At 60.4% G+C, this 16,305-nt stretch carries 14 protein-coding genes and 3 tRNA genes; 15 read left to right on the top strand and 2 right to left on the bottom strand.

What is annotated here, in order from left to right; all coding sequences use genetic code 11:
- Nucleotides 1–565: 565 nt before the first annotated feature.
- The 7 genes from metK (at nucleotide 566) to gshB (ending at nucleotide 6,734) form a co-directional block, all read left to right on the top strand.
- Entirely contained in the window at nucleotides 566–1,717 is a 1,152-nt protein-coding gene (gene metK, locus QUE41_RS02385) for a methionine adenosyltransferase (RefSeq protein WP_286341362.1), read from the top strand.
- Between the two features lie 112 nt (nucleotides 1,718–1,829).
- On the top strand, nucleotides 1,830–2,969 hold the full coding sequence (locus tag QUE41_RS02380) for a PA0049 C-terminal domain-containing protein (protein ID WP_286341361.1): 1,140 nt from the start codon (nucleotides 1,830–1,832) through the stop codon (nucleotides 2,967–2,969).
- 15 nt (nucleotides 2,970–2,984) lie between these two features.
- Nucleotides 2,985–3,803: an ion transporter gene (locus tag QUE41_RS02375; RefSeq protein ID WP_286341360.1), complete on the top strand. Its 819-nt coding sequence runs from the start codon at nucleotides 2,985–2,987 to the stop codon at nucleotides 3,801–3,803.
- Nucleotides 3,800–4,282 (top strand): SprT family zinc-dependent metalloprotease, encoded by a 483-nt coding sequence (locus tag QUE41_RS02370; protein ID WP_286341359.1) that lies wholly within the window; start codon nucleotides 3,800–3,802, stop codon nucleotides 4,280–4,282. Before QUE41_RS02375 ends, QUE41_RS02370 begins: the two co-directional genes overlap by 4 nt.
- 35 nt (nucleotides 4,283–4,317) lie before the next feature.
- On the top strand, nucleotides 4,318–5,052 hold the full coding sequence (locus tag QUE41_RS02365) for an endonuclease (protein WP_502875937.1): 735 nt from the start codon (nucleotides 4,318–4,320) through the stop codon (nucleotides 5,050–5,052).
- Nucleotides 5,039–5,770, top strand: a complete 732-nt coding sequence (gene rsmE / locus QUE41_RS02360; protein WP_286341357.1) for a 16S rRNA (uracil(1498)-N(3))-methyltransferase — start codon at nucleotides 5,039–5,041, stop codon at nucleotides 5,768–5,770. The genes QUE41_RS02365 and rsmE overlap by 14 nt, the downstream gene beginning before the upstream one ends.
- Nucleotides 5,771–5,783: 13 nt before the next feature.
- A complete protein-coding gene (gene gshB, locus QUE41_RS02355) occupies nucleotides 5,784–6,734 on the top strand; it encodes a glutathione synthase (RefSeq protein ID WP_286341356.1) in 951 nt (316 codons plus the stop codon).
- A 66-nt stretch (nucleotides 6,735–6,800) separates the two neighbouring features.
- Here gshB and QUE41_RS02350 read toward each other — a convergent pair whose 3' ends face one another.
- A complete protein-coding gene (locus QUE41_RS02350) occupies nucleotides 6,801–9,257 on the bottom strand; it encodes a putative bifunctional diguanylate cyclase/phosphodiesterase (RefSeq protein WP_286341355.1) in 2,457 nt (818 codons plus the stop codon).
- A 224-nt stretch (nucleotides 9,258–9,481) separates the two neighbouring features.
- On the opposite strand from QUE41_RS02350, the gene QUE41_RS02345 reads away from it, so the two are divergent.
- The 6 genes from QUE41_RS02345 to QUE41_RS02320 all read left to right on the top strand — a co-directional run bounded on the left by QUE41_RS02345 (nucleotide 9,482) and on the right by QUE41_RS02320 (nucleotide 13,451).
- Entirely contained in the window at nucleotides 9,482–10,501 is a 1,020-nt protein-coding gene (locus QUE41_RS02345; protein ID WP_286341354.1) for a methyltransferase, read from the top strand.
- Between the two features lie 93 nt (nucleotides 10,502–10,594).
- A tRNA-Leu gene (locus QUE41_RS02340) sits at nucleotides 10,595–10,681 on the top strand.
- Nucleotides 10,682–10,703: 22 nt separating this feature from the next.
- Nucleotides 10,704–10,790 (top strand) — tRNA-Leu (locus QUE41_RS02335).
- Nucleotides 10,791–10,849: 59 nt separating this feature from the next.
- Nucleotides 10,850–10,936 (top strand) — tRNA-Leu (locus QUE41_RS02330).
- A gap of 103 nt (nucleotides 10,937–11,039) precedes the next feature.
- A complete protein-coding gene (locus tag QUE41_RS02325) occupies nucleotides 11,040–12,713 on the top strand; it encodes a flagellar assembly protein A (protein WP_286341353.1) in 1,674 nt (557 codons plus the stop codon).
- A 132-nt stretch (nucleotides 12,714–12,845) separates the two neighbouring features.
- Entirely contained in the window at nucleotides 12,846–13,451 is a 606-nt protein-coding gene (locus QUE41_RS02320) for a superinfection exclusion B family protein (protein WP_286341352.1), read from the top strand.
- 14 nt (nucleotides 13,452–13,465) lie between these two features.
- On the opposite strand, the gene QUE41_RS02315 is transcribed toward QUE41_RS02320, so the two are convergent.
- The gene (locus QUE41_RS02315; RefSeq protein ID WP_286341351.1) at nucleotides 13,466–14,230 is read right to left on the bottom strand and encodes a TetR/AcrR family transcriptional regulator; all 765 of its coding nucleotides are present in this window, start codon (nucleotides 14,228–14,230) and stop codon (nucleotides 13,466–13,468) included.
- Nucleotides 14,231–14,850: 620 nt separating this feature from the next.
- On the opposite strand from QUE41_RS02315, the gene QUE41_RS02310 reads away from it, so the two are divergent.
- Nucleotides 14,851–15,552: a spondin domain-containing protein gene (locus tag QUE41_RS02310; RefSeq protein WP_286341350.1), complete on the top strand. Its 702-nt coding sequence runs from the start codon at nucleotides 14,851–14,853 to the stop codon at nucleotides 15,550–15,552.
- A gap of 10 nt (nucleotides 15,553–15,562) precedes the next feature.
- Nucleotides 15,563–16,267 carry a spondin domain-containing protein gene (locus QUE41_RS02305; protein WP_286341349.1) on the top strand — a complete coding sequence of 235 codons (705 nt, stop codon included), beginning with the start codon at nucleotides 15,563–15,565 and terminating at the stop codon, nucleotides 16,265–16,267.
- Nucleotides 16,268–16,305: the final 38 nt, after the last annotated feature.

Genomic DNA, 16,305 nt, shown 5'->3' with positions numbered 1-16,305 from the left:
GGCCAGTTGCCTCCGAGCGCTTTATACCCCCTTTGTTAAATTTGCGCCAGAGAAACCGGTGAAGAAAATTTGAACTTCTAGGGCATGTTTATCTTTGGTGTTTAGAATTTGGCCGAGGATGACACCAGCCAATCAAGGAGTTCGATTGCCGGCATAGTGGGCCTACGTCAAAATCGAACGACGTCGAGTGGCTGTTGTCAGGCCGGCCCCGAAGGGCGCCTTGCTCAGTCTAGGTACCCATTCATTTTGGGCACAATGTCGACACATTTAGACCTTAGTGAATGGCTGCTGGCGCAAAAATATTCAGCAAAGGTCAACACGCCCTAGACGGACTCTCCACAGATCAATCCCCTGACACCATATCGTTGCTGGCTGAACCCCGCTGTAACGCCCATTTCACGGCTTGAGTAAAAAAATACCCTCAACATCACTGGATTTTGGGTGGCAAATACATAAAATAGCCGTCTAGATGTAGATGCGTCCAACCAGTCGATTCCGAGCGATGTGTGCTTATCGGTTGAAATTCCGCATCTTTCCCCAGTTTCTAATGTGAGAGTTGATTGCCATGGCACGTCATCTGTTTACTTCTGAGTCCGTATCTGAAGGTCATCCCGATAAGATCGCCGACCAGATTTCCGACGCCGTACTGGACGCCATCCTGGCCCAGGACCCCAAGGCTCGCGTAGCCTGCGAAACCTATGTTAAGACCGGTATGGTGATGGTCGGCGGTGAGATCACCACCTCCGCCTGGGTTGATATCGAAGAGATCACCCGTCAGACCGTTCGCGACATCGGCTACATCCACTCCGACATGGGCTTCGATGCCAACTCCTGTGCGGTACTGTCTGCCATTGGCAAGCAGTCCCCCGACATCAACCAGGGTGTGGACAAGATCGATCCCCGTGAACAGGGCGCCGGTGACCAGGGCCTGATGTTCGGCTACGCCAGCAACGAAACCGACGTGCTGATGCCTGCCCCCATCACCTACTCTCACCGTCTGGTGAAGCGTCAGGCTGAAGTGCGCAAGAACGGCACCCTGCCCTGGCTGCGTCCCGACGCCAAGTCCCAGGTGACCTTCGCCTACGAGAACGGCAAGGTATCCGGCATCGACGCCGTGGTTCTGTCCACCCAGCACTGTGACAGTGTCTCCACCGAAGACCTGCGCGAAGCGGTGATGGAAACCATCATCAAGCCTGTGCTGCCCACCGAGTGGATCAACAAGGACACCAAGTTCTTCATCAACCCAACCGGCCGTTTCGTTATCGGTGGCCCAATGGGTGACTGTGGCCTGACCGGTCGTAAGATCATCGTTGACACCTACGGCGGCATGGCCCGTCACGGTGGCGGTGCCTTCTCCGGTAAGGATCCCTCCAAGGTTGACCGTTCCGCGGCCTACGCTGCTCGCTACGTAGCCAAGAACATCGTGGCGGCCGGCCTGGCCGAGCGCTGCGAAATTCAGGTTTCCTACGCCATCGGTGTGGCCGAGCCGACCTCCATCAGCATCGAAACCTTCGGCACCGGCAAGCTGCCCGAAGAGAAGCTGATCGAGCTGGTCCGCCGCCACTTCGACCTGCGCCCCTACGGCCTGATCGAGATGCTGAAGCTGGAGCGTGCCATCTACGCGCCGACTGCCGCCTACGGCCACTTCGGCCGCGTCGAGTTCCCCTGGGAGCAGACCGACAAGGCAGAGGCCCTGCGCGCCGACGCCGGCCTGTAAGGTCCACTCAGTCGAGAACGAAGAGGTGCCCTTGGGCACCTCTTTTTGTATCCGGGTACCGAGAATCATCTGTGATACCCTGACGCCAGTAACCAAAGATAGGGAGATCCCGATGCGACACCTTGCCCTGCTGACCCTGTTCAGCCTGTCCCTGAATGCCGCCGTGCTGGACCCGGAAGAGCTGAGAGTGGCCCAGGTCGAAACCGACCTGCCTGAGCTGCTCTCCCCCCTGGCCCCCATCAGCGCCAACGCCATCGGCTACCATCAAAGCGCCGTCGATGAGCAGCAGCACACCCAGGGGATGACCCTGTCGGGCAGCCAGTTGTGGCGTCACGCCGTGGCCCGGGTGCAATCCGGCGATCTGGATGACCGCCCCCTCTACTGGAACCGTCTGCTGGTGCGCAGGGAGATGAAACAACAGGCCGCAGGTTATTCCCAGGCGGACTGGCAACAACAGATCAGCCTCGACGCCTTCGAGCGCGCCTCCCGTGGCATGAGCGACATCCAGTTCAATAAGGGCACGGATCTGAAGATCCTGGTCACCGGCTTCGACCCCTTCTTCCTCGACCGTCACCTGAACCAGTCCAACCCTTCCGGCCTGGCGGCTCTGGCCCTGGACGGCCAGGTATTGCACCTCAATGGCCGCACCGCCCAGGTGGAGGCGGCGATGATCCCGGTGCGCTTCGAGGACTTCGACCAGGGGCTGATCGAATCCCTGCTGACCCCCTACCTCGAAGGCAAAAAGGTGGACATGGTGGTCACCATCTCCATGGGCCGCAGCGACTTCGATCTGGAGCGCTTCCCCGGCCTCAACCGCAGTGCCAAGGCACCGGGCAACCGCAACATCTTCACCGGCGCCACCAAGGAGACCCCCCTGCCCCCCAGGCTGATGGACCAGGCCCTGGCCGGCCCGGAATTTGTGGAGTTCTCCCTGCCGGTATCCGCCATGCAACGGGCCAAAGGTCCCTGGAAAATCATCGACAATCATCAGGTGGCCACCCTGGAAAAAGGCGAATTTGAGGCCAGCAGCCTGGAAGAGCTGTCGGGACAGACCTCGGTCTCCGGCTCCGGCGGCGGCTACCTCTCCAACGAGATCAGCTACCGCAGCATCCGCCTGGGCAACTTGCTGGAAGCCAAAGTACCCACCGGCCATATCCATACCCCGAGAATCGCCCAGTACGAGGCGGACACCGAAGCGGCCATCGTCGCCCAGATCCGCGCCATGCTGACCCAGGCCATTGGCAGCCTCTGATAGAGCAGCAACACCATGAGTAACCCAAGTCTCAAAGAACGGGTGTTCGACGTCATCTTTGGCACCGACACCCCGGCGGGCAAGGCCTTCGACCTCTTCCTGCTGGGGATGATCCTCCTCAGCGTACTGGTGGTGATGCTCGACTCCATCGATGCCCTCCACAGCCAGTATGGCCGCCAGTTCTGGTACGCCGAGTGGGGCTTCACCCTGCTGTTCTCCGCCGAATACCTGGTGCGGCTTTGGGCCTCCCCCAAGCCGAGCCACTACGCCCGCAGCTTCTACGGCGTCATCGACCTGCTGGCGATTCTGCCCACCTATCTGCAGCTGCTGCTGCCGGGCACCCAGTACCTGCTGGTGCTCAGGCTACTGCGGGTGATGCGGGTGTTCCGCATCGTCAAGGCGATCCGTTACCTGGCGGAGGCCAACCTGCTGTGGCGCTCCATCAAGGGCTCCCTGCGCAAGATCACCGTGTTCTTCACCTTCGTGCTGCTGCTGGCCTGCGTCATGGGCTCGGTGATGTACATCCTGGAGGGGCCGGTCCACGGCTTCACCAGCATTCCCAAAGGGATCTACTGGGCGATTGTCACCATCACCACTGTGGGCTATGGGGACATCAGCCCCCAGACCACCCTGGGCCAGCTGGTGGCCTCGGTCACCATGATCCTCGGCTATTCGGTGCTGGCGGTGCCCACCGGCATCTTCACCGCCACCATCCATCAGGAGATGACCCTGCACCGGGACCTGCGCCGCTGTGAGAACTGCGACCGCTCCGGCCACGATCAGGATGCCCGCTTCTGCAATCACTGCGGCACCGAGCTGGAGGAGCAGGTGTGACCGAGCTGCCGCAGGCCCTGGCACAGCGGGTAGAAGCCTGTTACCTCACCGCCGAACGGCGTCTGGGCCAGACCTTTCCCAGACCCCAGATCAGCCTGAAGCTGCGGGGACAGAGCGCCGGCGCCGCCCACCTTCAGGAGAATCGTCTGCGCTTCAACCCGGTGCTGCTGGCGGAAAATCCGGACGCCTTCCTGGCCGAGGTAGTGCCCCATGAGGTGGCCCACCTGCTCGCCTGGCAGCTGCACGGCCGGGTCCGCCCCCATGGCCCAGAGTGGCAGGTCCTGATGAGCCGGGTATTTGACTGCGCCCCCCGGGCCCGCCACAGCTTCGACATCAGCTCAGTTGCCCCGGCCACCTTTCCCTACCGCTGCGGCTGCCAGGATCATGCCCTGACGGTGCGTCGCCACAACAAGGTGCGTCGAGGTCAGGCCCGCTACATTTGTCGCCTGTGCAATCAGCCCCTTAAGGCCAGTCAATGAAATCAGTTTGAGTTATCCCCGGTCGGCAGTACCCTATGCCGGCACAGGTTTTACGACTCAACAAAATGAAATCATTACTGTTTTTACTTTTTGCCACCGCCTCCGTCGCGGCGGCCCCCACCAGTTTCTCCGCCGCCAAACGGCAGTTGGTGTCGGTCTACGACCACCTTCCCGGCGCCACCACCTTCTACTGCGGCTGTGATTACCAGCGGGTGGGGAAAAAACTGTTACCGGATCTGCACAGCTGCGGCTACCGGGTTCGCAAGCAAAAGACCCGCGCCAGCCGCATCGAATGGGAGCACGTGATGCCCGCCTGGGCCTTTGGTCACCAGCTGCAGTGCTGGCAGGAAGGCGGTCGCAAAAATTGCAAAAAAGACAAGAGATTCAAAGCAATGGAGGCGGACATGCACAACCTGGTGCCCGCCCTGGGGGAGGTCAACGGTGACCGGGCCCACTACCGCTTCACCGACATGGGACAGACCCCCTTCCAGTACGGTCACTGCCAGATGGTGGTGGACTTCAAGGGGCGTAAGGCCCAGCCTCCGGAGCGTGCCCGCGGTGCCATCGCCCGCACCTACCTCTATATGCAGGAGCAATATCGGGTTAAGCTATCGGGATCTCAACTTAAGCTGATGCAAAGCTGGGACAGGCTCTATCCGGTTACCGCCCTTGAGTGCGAGCGCCACCGCCTGGTCAGCCAGCAGCAGGGGTGGCCTAACCCCCACCTGGTTCAGCAATGCCAACAATTGGAAGCCGATGCGAATCCCTAGAATCTATCAACCCGGCCCCCTGGTCCCAGGCAATCTGGTGGCACTGGAGGAGGACGGGGCCAACCACGTCGGTCGGGTACTGCGGATGCAGTCTGGCCAGGCCCTGGAGCTGTTTAACGGCGATGGCCACACCTACCCCGCCGAAATCACCGCCGCCAGCAAGAAGCAGGTGGAGGTCAGGGTGCTGGAGCAACAAGTCGATGACCGCGAATCCCCGCTGAATCTGCACCTGGGACAGGTGATCTCCCGGGGCGACAAGATGGAGTTCACCATCCAGAAGTCGGTGGAGCTTGGGGTGAACACCATCACCCCGTTGTGGTCAGAACGCTGCGGCGTAAAACTCCAGGGGGACCGCCTGGACAAGAAACTGGCCCAGTGGCAGAAGATTGTCATCAGCGCCTGTGAACAGTGTGGCCGCAACACCATCCCGGTGGTACGGCCGGTGATGAAGCTGCAGGATTGGCTGGCAGAGGAAACCTCGTCCACCAAACTCAACCTGCACCCCAGGGCGGACTACAGCATCCAGACCCTGCCCTCCCCCATGGAGCGGGCCAGACTGCTGATCGGCCCAGAAGGGGGGCTGAGCGCGGAGGAGATTGAGTCCGCCCGCCAGCACCAGTTTACCGACATTCTACTCGGCCCCAGGGTATTGCGGACGGAGACCGCCGCCCTGACCGCCATTACCGCCCTGCAGACCCGTTTCGGCGATCTGGGCTAGAAAGGAGCACAGCGTGATCAAACTCGGCATAGTGATGGACCCCATCGCAGAGATTAACCTGAAGAAGGACAGCAGCTTTGCCATGCTGATGGCGGCCCAGGAGCGGGGCTACGAGCTGCACTACATGGAGATGGCGGATCTGTTCCTGGATCAGGGTGAAGCCCTGGCGAGCATGAGTCCCCTCACCGTACGCAACGAACAGGGCAATCACTTCGAGCTGGGCGAGGCGGTGGAACGCCCCCTGGCAGACCTGGACGTGATCCTGATGCGCAAGGATCCCCCGTTCGACACCGAATACATCTACGCCACCTACATGCTGGAGCGGGCCGAGGAGCAGGGCACCCTGATCGTCAACAAACCCTCCAGCCTGAGGGACTGCAACGAAAAGCTGTTTACCGCCTGGTTCAGCGAGTTCACCGCCGATACCCTGGTGACCCGCAGCGCCGAGCGCATCCGCCGCTTCCACGCCAAGCATCAGGACATCATCATCAAGCCCCTGGACGGCATGGGCGGCGCCTCCATCTTCCGCATCAAGCCGGAGGGGGACAACATCGGGGTGATCATCGAAACCCTCACCGCCCATGGCAGCAGCTACACCATGGTGCAGAACTACCTGCCCCAGATTAAGGATGGCGATAAACGCATCCTGATCATCGACGGCGAACCTGTGCCCTACTGCCTGGCCCGCATCCCCCAGGGTGGCGAGACCCGGGGTAACCTGGCCGCCGGCGGCCGTGGCGAAGCCCGCCCCCTGTCCGACAGCGACTGGGCCATCGCCCGGGCCATCGGCCCCGAGCTCAAGCGTCGCGGCCTGATCTTCGTCGGCCTGGATGTGATTGGCGACAAGGTCACCGAGATCAACGTCACCAGCCCCACCTGCATCCGCGAAATCGAGGCGGCGTTCGAGGTGGACATCACCGGCCGCCTGTTCGATGCCATCGAGGCGCGCCTGGCCCAGCGTTAACCACCAGCAATATAAAAAAAGCCCCGATTCATCGGGGCTTTTTTGATCCTGTTCGGCCTATCAGGCTCAATTGCGGCTGCCACTCAGGGGATGGAACACCGCCTGCAGGGACTCGATGCGCTGCCACTCCAGGGTGCTGCCCAACTGACGAATCAGCTCCACCACCTGTTGTTCATCCAGAGCCGGTGAGAACAGGTAGCCCTGGGCATGGTCACACCCCGCCTTCAGCAAATACTGCAGCTGATCGTGGCTTTCCACCCCTTCGGCGATCACCGAGCGGTGCAGGTTGTGGGCCAGATCGATCACCGAGCTGACGATGTTCCGGTCCACGTCGGAACTGTCCAGATCCCGCACGAAACTGCCATCGATCTTCAGCACGTCGAAGGGCAGCTGTTTCAGGTAACTCAGTGAGGAGTAACCGGTACCGAAGTCGTCGATGCCGATGCGCACCCCCATCCCCTTGAGGCGCTCCATGGTGGTCATCGCCTGCTCCAGGTTCTTGATCAGGCTCTCCTCGGTGAGCTCCAGCAGCAGCCGGTTCGGTGCCACCTGCAGCTCCTGCAACAGGGTCTCGATTCGGTGCCCCAGGCTGGCGTGCAGGTACTGGTGCGGCGACAGATTCACCGCGATGTAGAAGTCCCGATTGCCGGAAAGCTTGGTCAGCTTGAGCAACAGATTGAGGCTGCGCTTAAGCACCCAGTCGCTCAGGGCCAGTATCTCGCTGCTCCCTTCCAGGTCCTTCATGAACTCAGAGGGCATCAGCAGGCCCCGGCTGGGGTGATACCAGCGCACCAGGGACTCAAACCCCACCACCCGCTGCTCACGAATGGAGAGAATGGGCTGCAGGCTGATGGCGATCTGCCCCTCCTCCAGGGCCAGCCTCAGATCCGCCTCCAGCATCAGCTTGCGGCTGGCGAGCTCCAGCATCTGGTCGTCGAACACCCGGTAGTTGGACCGCCCAGCCTGTTTGGCCTGGTACATGGCCAGATCCGCCCGCTTCAGCAGCTCCTCCGGACGCTCCATGGGGTTGTCACAGAACACCACGCCGATGCTGGTGGTGACGATCAGGGTATGGCGCCCCAGTTGCACCGGCTGCTGCAGAGAAACAAAAATCTGATGGATGATGCGATGGATGTTGGATCCCTCGCCCAAGCCACGGATGATCACCGTAAACTCGTCGCCTCCGAGGCGGCACACCGTATCCATGGAGCGCACACTCTTCTTCAGGCGGTTGGCCACGGTCTTCAGCAACTCATCCCCCACATCATGGCCCAGGGTGTCGTTGATCCGCTTAAACTCATCCAAGTCCAAAAACAGCAGGGCGATCTTCTCATCGGTCCGGCCCAAACTGCTGAGGGATTTGCTCAGCTCATGATGCATCATGGTGCGATTTGGCAGACCGGTGAGGGTATCCATCATCGCCAGACGCTCCAGCTCATGGGTGTACCTGTCTACCTCCTCATGCAGCTTCTCCAGCTGATTGGCCGTCTCCCCTACGGCCTGCTCCAGACGGTCCACCTCATCGGTGAACCCCGCCCCACCACTGACCAGCCTCTCCCGGAAACGCTTGTAATCACGGTTGGGCAGCATCGGCAGCAGCTTCTGCAGCGCCTGGATTCGCTTCAGCGGCCGCCAGAACAGCCAACCGCCCATCAGAGTGGCCGCCAGCACACACAGCAGCATCAGACCCGCCATGTCCTTGAGATAAGACTGCAGCCCAAGCTGCAGATCACTGACATCGCTGAACAGCAGTAACTGGTGGCCCTCATCAATGGGCCAGCGTGACAGACTCCAGTGACGCCCCCCCAGCTCCACCAACCAGGGCCTGTCGGACAACTGTTCAAGGGTCACCTGGGAAGCGGCGGCGCTGAGTACCGGGTAATTACTCTCCCTGTTGGTCAGGCTGAGGATGGGACGGCTCCAGGGATTGAGGCTGTTCTCCTGGGTGGGGCCCAGGATCGCCAGCTCGATATCATGATGGTCGGCCAGGATCTCGGGGATGCGCTCCAGGGGGGTGGAGAGCACCAGGATGTGCAGCTTTCCCTGAAGGGGAACCGGCATGGCCAGCTCCAGTATGCAGCCGGGCCGGCAGCGGGCGCGGCTCAACTGCTGGTCCCTGGACTCCAGAGAATCCAACCAGCTGTCGTTGGGCAGAGGATACCCCCCCAGTGACAACAGATTCTCCCCCTGGATGTCGTGCAGATGCAGACCGGAAAGATGCCATAGGCCTCGCAGCTCCCGCCACTGCTCCCTCAGCCCGCCATAGGGATCCTGCTGCTGAGCCAGCCTCTGCTCCAGCACCCGCCCCACCGAGGCCAGCTGTCCAATCAGCATCTCCTGGGTCTGGCCATAGTCCCGTTGCAGAAACTCGGCCTGCTGGGCCAGGAACAGCTCCCGCTGCTGGCCGAAATGACGTAGGGCCAGCTGCCCCAATAACAGAGTCAGCAGGGTCATAATGACAGCCAGCACCAACAGAAACTTCCAGCGTAGACTGATAAAAGGAAGGGCCTTTGAACGGCTCATCGTCTCTCCTGAAGGACAGCGACACCCGCCCCACTGAGCAGGGCCAGTCGCCACAAATCCATTACCGCACCTGCTCCGAAGAACATCCTATGAAACTTAGTGTAGAACAGGGAACCGCCGCTCCCGGAACGGACTGAAAAATTTGTCGAACTTCCGCAACTACAGGCAAGGACCCATCTCAATGCTATACTGGCGACCCTTTTTTACTCGGCCCGAGACACGCCATGACCCTGACCAACCCCAGCCGCCTGATAGAGAAGTACGCAGACGAGCTCGGTCCGCGCCTCTTAATTTTGAATCCCATGGCCGATGGCCTGATTCCTCAGTTGCAGCGTCAGGGAATGACAGTCACCGCCCTGACTCACGACTACCTGGTCTACCGCCAACTGAAGCAGCTCAAAACCTGCGACCTCCACTTCGGGTGCGACCTGAGCGAACCGTTGCCAGAGGTGGACGCCGCCATCATGGTGCTGCCCGGCGCCAAGGCCCTGGCCAATCATCTGTTGCAGTGGCTGGCTGCCCGACTGCCGGAGGGCACTCCCTGCTTCCTGGTGGGCGACAACAAAGGGGGGATCAAGAGTGCCCCCAAACTGATGAAGGCCCACTTCGACCCTGTCAGCAAGTACGCCACCGGCGCCCATTGCCAGATGCTGATGGGCATCAGTCAGCCTGCGGCGCTGCCGGAACTGACCGCCACATCGTCCTACCTCGCCGGAGAGCCGGCGGTCGAGGTGTGCGCCCTGCCCGGGGTATTCAGCCAGGGAGAGCTGGATGCGGGTACCGCCCTGCTCCTCGAGCACCTGCCCCAGCTGAACGGCCGGGTGCTGGATTTTGGCTGTGGCGCCGGCACCATAGGTACCGCCATCAAAGCCAAGGCCCCCCTGACTCAGGTGGAGATGGTGGACATCAACGCCTTTGCCCTGACCTGCAGTCAGGCCACCCTGGCAGCCAACGGCCTGGATGGCAGGGTCTACCCCTCAGATGGGTTCAGCGATGTGGAGGGCGAGTTCGACCTGATCATCTCCAATCCCCCCTTCCATCACGCGGGCAAACAGACCTTCGCCACCGCCGAGGCCTTCATTGCCGGTGCCCGCAAGCACCTGAAACCCGGCGGCCAACTGCTGTTTGTGGCCAACCACCATCTGCCCTACGGTGACGCCCTGGAGAAGGCCTTCGGCAGGGTCAACATCGCCGCACAGGATAAAAAGTTCAAAATCTACTCTCATCTCAGAGTTTCGGATTAAAATTTGCTCGAACGAAAAACTAATTGGATAATGGTGTTGACGGGGCGCGGAATCTCTCTATAATGCGCCTCCGTACCGATGAGGAAATGCAGAGCAGAAGTGGCGGAATTGGTAGACGCGCTAGCTTCAGGTGCTAGTGTCCGCAAGGACGTGAGAGTTCAAGTCTCTCCTTCTGCACCACTCATCGATACCACGGCTAAATGCAGAAGTGGCGGAATTGGTAGACGCGCTAGCTTCAGGTGCTAGTGTCCATTAGGACGTGAGAGTTCAAGTCTCTCTTTCTGCACCATTCTCTTTGAGATGGTGAGCCGACAAAAAAATAAGACCTGAATCGATTATTCGATATTTGCAGAAGTGGCGGAATTGGTAGACGCGCTAGCTTCAGGTGCTAGTGTCCGTTAGGACGTGAGAGTTCAAGTCTCTCCTTCTGCACCAAATTTTTGAGCCCTGACCCATGGTCGGGGCTTTTTGCTATTCCCCATTGTCAACAATCCGGTATACTCGCTGAACTCGCCTAATTAGCAAAAGTAATGGCGCAATGATAGGACCGGACCTCCTCTTTTTCGACGAAGAACACCAGACCCTCTGTGTGGATCTCACCCCAGAAAAGCATGCCCTAGTGGAACTGAGTCAGCTTAAGTCTCTGGTGGACAGCTCCCCCTATCGCCACTGCGCCTTCCTCGACCACGACGTTCGCAAGGCGCTGCAACTGCTGAAGCATCAGGCCAAGGGCGCCAACAAGGCTCAGGTACAACGTATCCCGCTGGCGATGAAGGTGGACGGAGAGTGCAAACTCAACCTCTCCACCGACAAGATGGAGGTCACCGCCACCCTCACCTCCCCCCAGGGTGGGCGCCGCATCGGGTTTAAAGAGCTGGTCCAGGAACTCCAGACCCTCGCCATTCAGAACGGACTGCTGAAAAACGCCATCAACACCCTGTTGAAGCAGGCAGAGTCCGCCTCCCCAGGCGAAAGCATCAGTGCCACCATCGCCAAGGGTAAGCCCGCAAAAAATGGCCGGGACGCCCAGTTGGAGCGCCTGGTTCAGCTCAACCGCGAGCGACTGATGACTCCAAGGATCCTCGACAACGGCAAAGTGGACATGCGCGATCTGGGGGAGATTGTCACCGTACAGGCTGGCGACGAGGTGATGCGCAAACACGACGCCGAACCCGGTGTCGACGGCTACAACGTCATCGGCGAGGTGCTCAAAGCCAAACCCGGCAAGGACCGCAAACTGAAAGCGGGCAAGGGCACCACCACCGCCGACAATGATCCCAACCTGCTTCTGGCCAGCGCCGACGGCCAGCCCAAAGAAACCAAGGATGGGCTGGAGATTGTCGAGGTCCTGACCCTCAAAGACGTCAACGTGGGCACCGGCCACATCAACTACCACGGCAACGTGGTGATCAACGGCAATGTGGATGAGGAGATGCGGGTTCAGGCGGGGGGCGACATCACGGTTAACGGTTTTGTCGACGGAGAGCTGCTCAAGGCGGGCGGCGACATCGTCATCGGCAAAGGGGTGATCGGCCGACTGATCGACAACAGCAAACTCAGTACCTCCCTGGAGGCCGAAGGCGAAATCCACGTGGCCTTCGCCCAGTATGCCCATCTCAAAGCGGGGGGCGACATCCTGGTCCAAACCCAACTGGTGCACTGTCAGTCCCACAGCGGCAACAACCTCACCGTTGGGGTGCCCAATGGCAAGAAGGGAGACATCGTCGGCGGCCTGACTCAGGTCACCCACTCGGTGAACTGCATCAACCTGGGCTCCCGCGCCGCCACCCAGAGCCGCATTCGGGCAGGCCTCGGGGTGCAGCATCTGCGCGCCATGGCCAAGGAGTATCACCAGAAAGAGCAGGCCCTGCTGGCCCAGAGTTACAAGCTGCGCCAGGCGGTCAACAAGGCCTCCATGGCCAAGGACAAGACCGACGAAGAGCGCAAGCGCCTGGTGGCTCAGTTCACCCAGGCACAGCAGCAGAACAGCGTCAGGCTGGCCGAAGCCCAATTGCTGTTGGCCGAAACCGACGAGAAGCTGGCCAGCTTCTTCAACCGGGTGGCCATCAGTGTCAGTCACAGCCTCTATCCCCAGGTGGAGGTGGAGATAGGCACTCAGAACCTCACCAGTGCCAGGGAGCACGGCCCCAGCAAGCTGTTTAACGACGGCAACGCCATTCAGATCGAACCCCTGGTGAACCCCAATAGCTAGAGGCTGCTGATCTCTCAGGACCTTTTTCTCAGGCCCAGGCCGCCGCATTCGGGCCTGTAAGCTGGCACCCCTTTTGCTTTACAATGGGGGCTGCCCGTTTCCGCCAATTTTCCGACACGAGGACTCACCACCATGGGAAGTCAGGATTCTCATATCCAAGCCCTGACCAACGCCCCTCTCTACAAGCTGGCCCTGTGGCTTCTGGTCACCAGCCTGGCCCTGCTGTGGCTGCCGGTTAAGTGGGCTCAGTCTCTGTATCTGCAACAGTGGGTCACCGACTACGCCTCCTGGCTGGGCCTGGCGGTAGTCGCCAGCTGTGCCTACCTGGCCACCCTGGCCGGGCGCCTTATCTTCGGCCGCATCATGCAGCAGCGGCTCGCCGCCCAACAAAAGCTGCTGATGGAGGAGAAGGTACAGACCCTGGACAATACCGAGCGGGCCATCCTGCGCGAATTCATTCTGCAGGCTCGCGGCAGCGTGCCCATGCCATTGAACCACCATGGCGTCAGTGCCCTGATGGAGTCAGGCATTCTTGCCCGCGCGGGTTCGGTGGAGGAGTATGCGATTGAGGGACCGGTGGCGCCGCTGAAGATCACCGCCATGGCCAGGGGGAAATTGACTCGGAAGGTGCTGAGGCTGCCCGAGGGGCAGCTCAGCGAAGAGCAGAGAGAGCGGCTACTGGCCAGCCGGCCCGATTTTGCAGCCAACCTGACCCGTGGCAGCCGCCACGCCGCCTAAAGGGCTGTCAAACCCTAGAACACCGCAGTGAGGTCGTGCTCCTGCTGAAGGGCAATCAACTGCTCCTCCACGGCCTTGATCACCCGGTCACGGGATTCAGGGATCAGCCCCACCCGCCAGTTCAAGGTACCGGTGATCAGCGCCAGGCTGTCATACAGCTTGTGGATCTGGTTGAAATTCAGGTTCTGGGCGATCATCGGGTTGTTGATCATGGTCGTCGCACCACGCTGGCACGCCACCATGGTGGCGTGGGCCACCTCAATCTCCTGATCATCGGACACCAGTTGCCCTTCAATACGTGCCGCTTCCACGACCCGCTTGGCGGTCGAACAGGCCTGATCCACAAACATCTGCATCTCCTGCAGACGGTAATCACTCACCTTATCCACGATCCCCTCGGCACCGGCCAGGGCATTGAAGCCCAGAGACCAGCTGGTGTGGGCCACGGCCATGGCGCCATAGAGGTGCATCGCCAGCCAGCGCTCGGCGTGGTTCAGGTCCGCGTTCATCAGCTCAGGCTGACGTTCGGTCAACAGCTCCACATGCTTGGCGAAGATGGCGACCAGCAGATCCTCTTTACAGTTAAAGTGCTTATACAGCGTCCCTGCACTGCACCCAGCACGGGGTGCCAATTCGGAGAAGCGGAAAGAGACAATACCCTGCTCTTTCACCAGACTCTCCCCAAGTCGCAACAGTGCCTGGTCCCGTTGGCGGAAACGGGCGTGCACCGGCGAAGCCCAATGGCTAGAATTGAGCCCGGACTTAGCTTCCTGCTCCATATCAATGAACTCCTTAAAACGCAAATCTGGACCCACTGTACGCCTGAAAAACACGCTCGAATGTTAGCTACGCCACGTTTAATGAAAGCCAAAAACAAAAAGTTTGAGCGTTAGCACGTTAACTTTAAAAATTCAGACATAATCGACCTCCTGCCTTGGAGTGTCGATCTCATGAAGATCGCCCAATTTGGCACACTGAATGCCAATTACTGAAAATCTGCTTTGCGTCTTTCACAGAAATCCCGCCACAATGGGGTTCAACGCCCCATCTTGGCGCAGAGTCAGTCGCGACTTCAGTCGCTCCGGGTCGATCAAGCAGGGATCCCACGAAGGGTTAAAATAGCACGCCATTTATTTAATTAACATATTTCTCAGGACGTTAACCCGGAGGGATTTTAATTTATTTCTCAGCTGATATTCGCCCAGGCAATTTATTCCACCTTTCCCTTTAGTCAATTAGACGTTTTGATTACTGGGTCATAAATATTGGTAATTGGAAAGACCAATCCCCATCACAGCGCCCCAACGCAATTGTGATGAAATCGTGATAAATCCGTGAAGGCCTGTTGATACCTGCTCCCTAGACTGAAGTGACTCAATCAATCGGGAGATGGAAGACCATGACACTCAAGCCTCTGGCCCTGGCCGCTCTGCTGGCCGCACCCGCCCTTCAGGCACAGACCCTGACCCTGGAGGTCACCAACCTGACCCAGGGGATCTACTTCACCCCTCTGCTGATCACCGCCCATGACAGTCAGTACCACCTGTTCCAGTCCGGCACCGACGCCTCTCCGGAGCTGGCCGCCATGGCTGAAGGGGGAGACATCAGCGGTCTGGTGACCATAGCCAACAGCATCAGCGCCATCTCCGCAGAAAATCCCGCTGCCGGTCTGCTGGCGCCCGCCGCCAGCACCAGTGCCACCCTGGAAAACGTCACCGAAGGGATGGTGCTGTCCCTGACCGCCATGATCCTGCCCAGCAACGACGGATTCGTCGGCCTGGACAGCTGGCCGATCCCCTCTGAGCCAGGCACCTACACCATCAACCTGAACGCCTATGACGCCGGTACCGAGGCCAACGACGAGGTGCTGGTGGCCGGCGCAGGGGGCGCACCGGGCACTCCGGGCATGCCCGCCATCCCCGGGACCGGCGGCGGCAGCGGTGCCACCGGCGTGACCGACATGGAACCCAATGCCAAGGTCCACATCCATCGCGGCAACCTGGGTGACACCAACGCCACCGGCGGCATCAGTGATGTCGACAGCCGCATCCACCGCTGGCTCAACCCTGTGGCCCGCATCACCGTCACCGTAGCAGAGTAAGGAGGCCGCCATGAAGCGCACACTTACCCTGGGCCTGATGGCCACCGCCCTGCTGGTGGGCTGCCACGACGATGACGATGACAACAGCACCGCACCGCCGCCACCGGAAATGGTCAGCTTCGAAGTGACAGTGACCAACCTCACCGCCGCTCAGCCCATGTCCCCCGTGGCCGCCTACCTCCACGACGGCAGTGTCGCCGGCTGGCAGTTTGGCGAAGCCGCCTCGGAACCGCTGGAAGTACTGGCGGAAGGCGGCGACGGCACTGACTGGCTTGCCGCCGCAACCGCGGCAGGAGCCGGTATCACCGCCGCCGGAGAAGGCATATTGCCCCCCGGCATGGCCCAAAGCCTGACCCTGACTCTGGAGGCAGGCCAGGGGATGCGGCTGACGTCGGCCACCATGTTGGTGAACACCAACGACGCCTTCGCCGGCATCAATGGCTGGGATCTCTCCGCCCTGGCGGTGGGTCAGTCGATGACGGTGAACCTGCCGGTGTACGACGCAGGCACTGAGGCCAACTCCGAATTGGCGGCCACCATTCCAGGGCCTGCCGGAGGCGGAGCAGGTTATGACGCCACCCGCGACGACGTGGACTATGTCGCCCGACACCCTGGTGTGGTCGGCAATCAGGACGGCTTTGCCGAGTCCGCCCTGGATGGTCGCCACAAGTTTGATGCGCCGGTGGCACGTCTCACTGTAATGCGAACCCGCTAACCCCGGTCTAATTGCCTGTCGCCCCTTTTGGCGGCAGG

Source organism: Ferrimonas sp. YFM, from assembly GCF_030296015.1.
GTDB lineage: Bacteria > Pseudomonadota > Gammaproteobacteria > Enterobacterales > Shewanellaceae > Ferrimonas.
The sequence above is the reverse complement of the archived record's forward strand: the minus strand, read 5'-3'. Positions and strand labels throughout refer to the sequence as shown.

What these genes read in the sequence shown, in the direction of transcription:
- rsmE (WP_286341357.1), top strand. Translation starts at nt 5,039, where the DNA reads ATGCGAATCCCTAGAATCTATCAACCCGGCCCCCTGGTCCCAGGCAAT.
- QUE41_RS02305 (WP_286341349.1), top strand. Translation starts at nt 15,563, where the DNA reads ATGAAGCGCACACTTACCCTGGGCCTGATGGCCACCGCCCTGCTGGTG.
- QUE41_RS02320 (WP_286341352.1), top strand. Translation starts at nt 12,846, where the DNA reads ATGGGAAGTCAGGATTCTCATATCCAAGCCCTGACCAACGCCCCTCTC.
- QUE41_RS02310 (WP_286341350.1), top strand. Translation starts at nt 14,851, where the DNA reads ATGACACTCAAGCCTCTGGCCCTGGCCGCTCTGCTGGCCGCACCCGCC.
- QUE41_RS02375 (WP_286341360.1), top strand. Translation starts at nt 2,985, where the DNA reads ATGAGTAACCCAAGTCTCAAAGAACGGGTGTTCGACGTCATCTTTGGC.
- metK (WP_286341362.1), top strand. Translation starts at nt 566, where the DNA reads ATGGCACGTCATCTGTTTACTTCTGAGTCCGTATCTGAAGGTCATCCC.
- QUE41_RS02365 (WP_502875937.1), top strand. Translation starts at nt 4,318, where the DNA reads ATGCCGGCACAGGTTTTACGACTCAACAAAATGAAATCATTACTGTTT.
- QUE41_RS02350 (WP_286341355.1), bottom strand. Translation starts at nt 9,257, where the DNA reads ATGAGCCGTTCAAAGGCCCTTCCTTTTATCAGTCTACGCTGGAAGTTT.
- QUE41_RS02380 (WP_286341361.1), top strand. Translation starts at nt 1,830, where the DNA reads ATGCGACACCTTGCCCTGCTGACCCTGTTCAGCCTGTCCCTGAATGCC.
- QUE41_RS02345 (WP_286341354.1), top strand. Translation starts at nt 9,482, where the DNA reads ATGACCCTGACCAACCCCAGCCGCCTGATAGAGAAGTACGCAGACGAG.
- QUE41_RS02315 (WP_286341351.1), bottom strand. Translation starts at nt 14,230, where the DNA reads ATGGAGCAGGAAGCTAAGTCCGGGCTCAATTCTAGCCATTGGGCTTCG.
- QUE41_RS02325 (WP_286341353.1), top strand. Translation starts at nt 11,040, where the DNA reads ATGATAGGACCGGACCTCCTCTTTTTCGACGAAGAACACCAGACCCTC.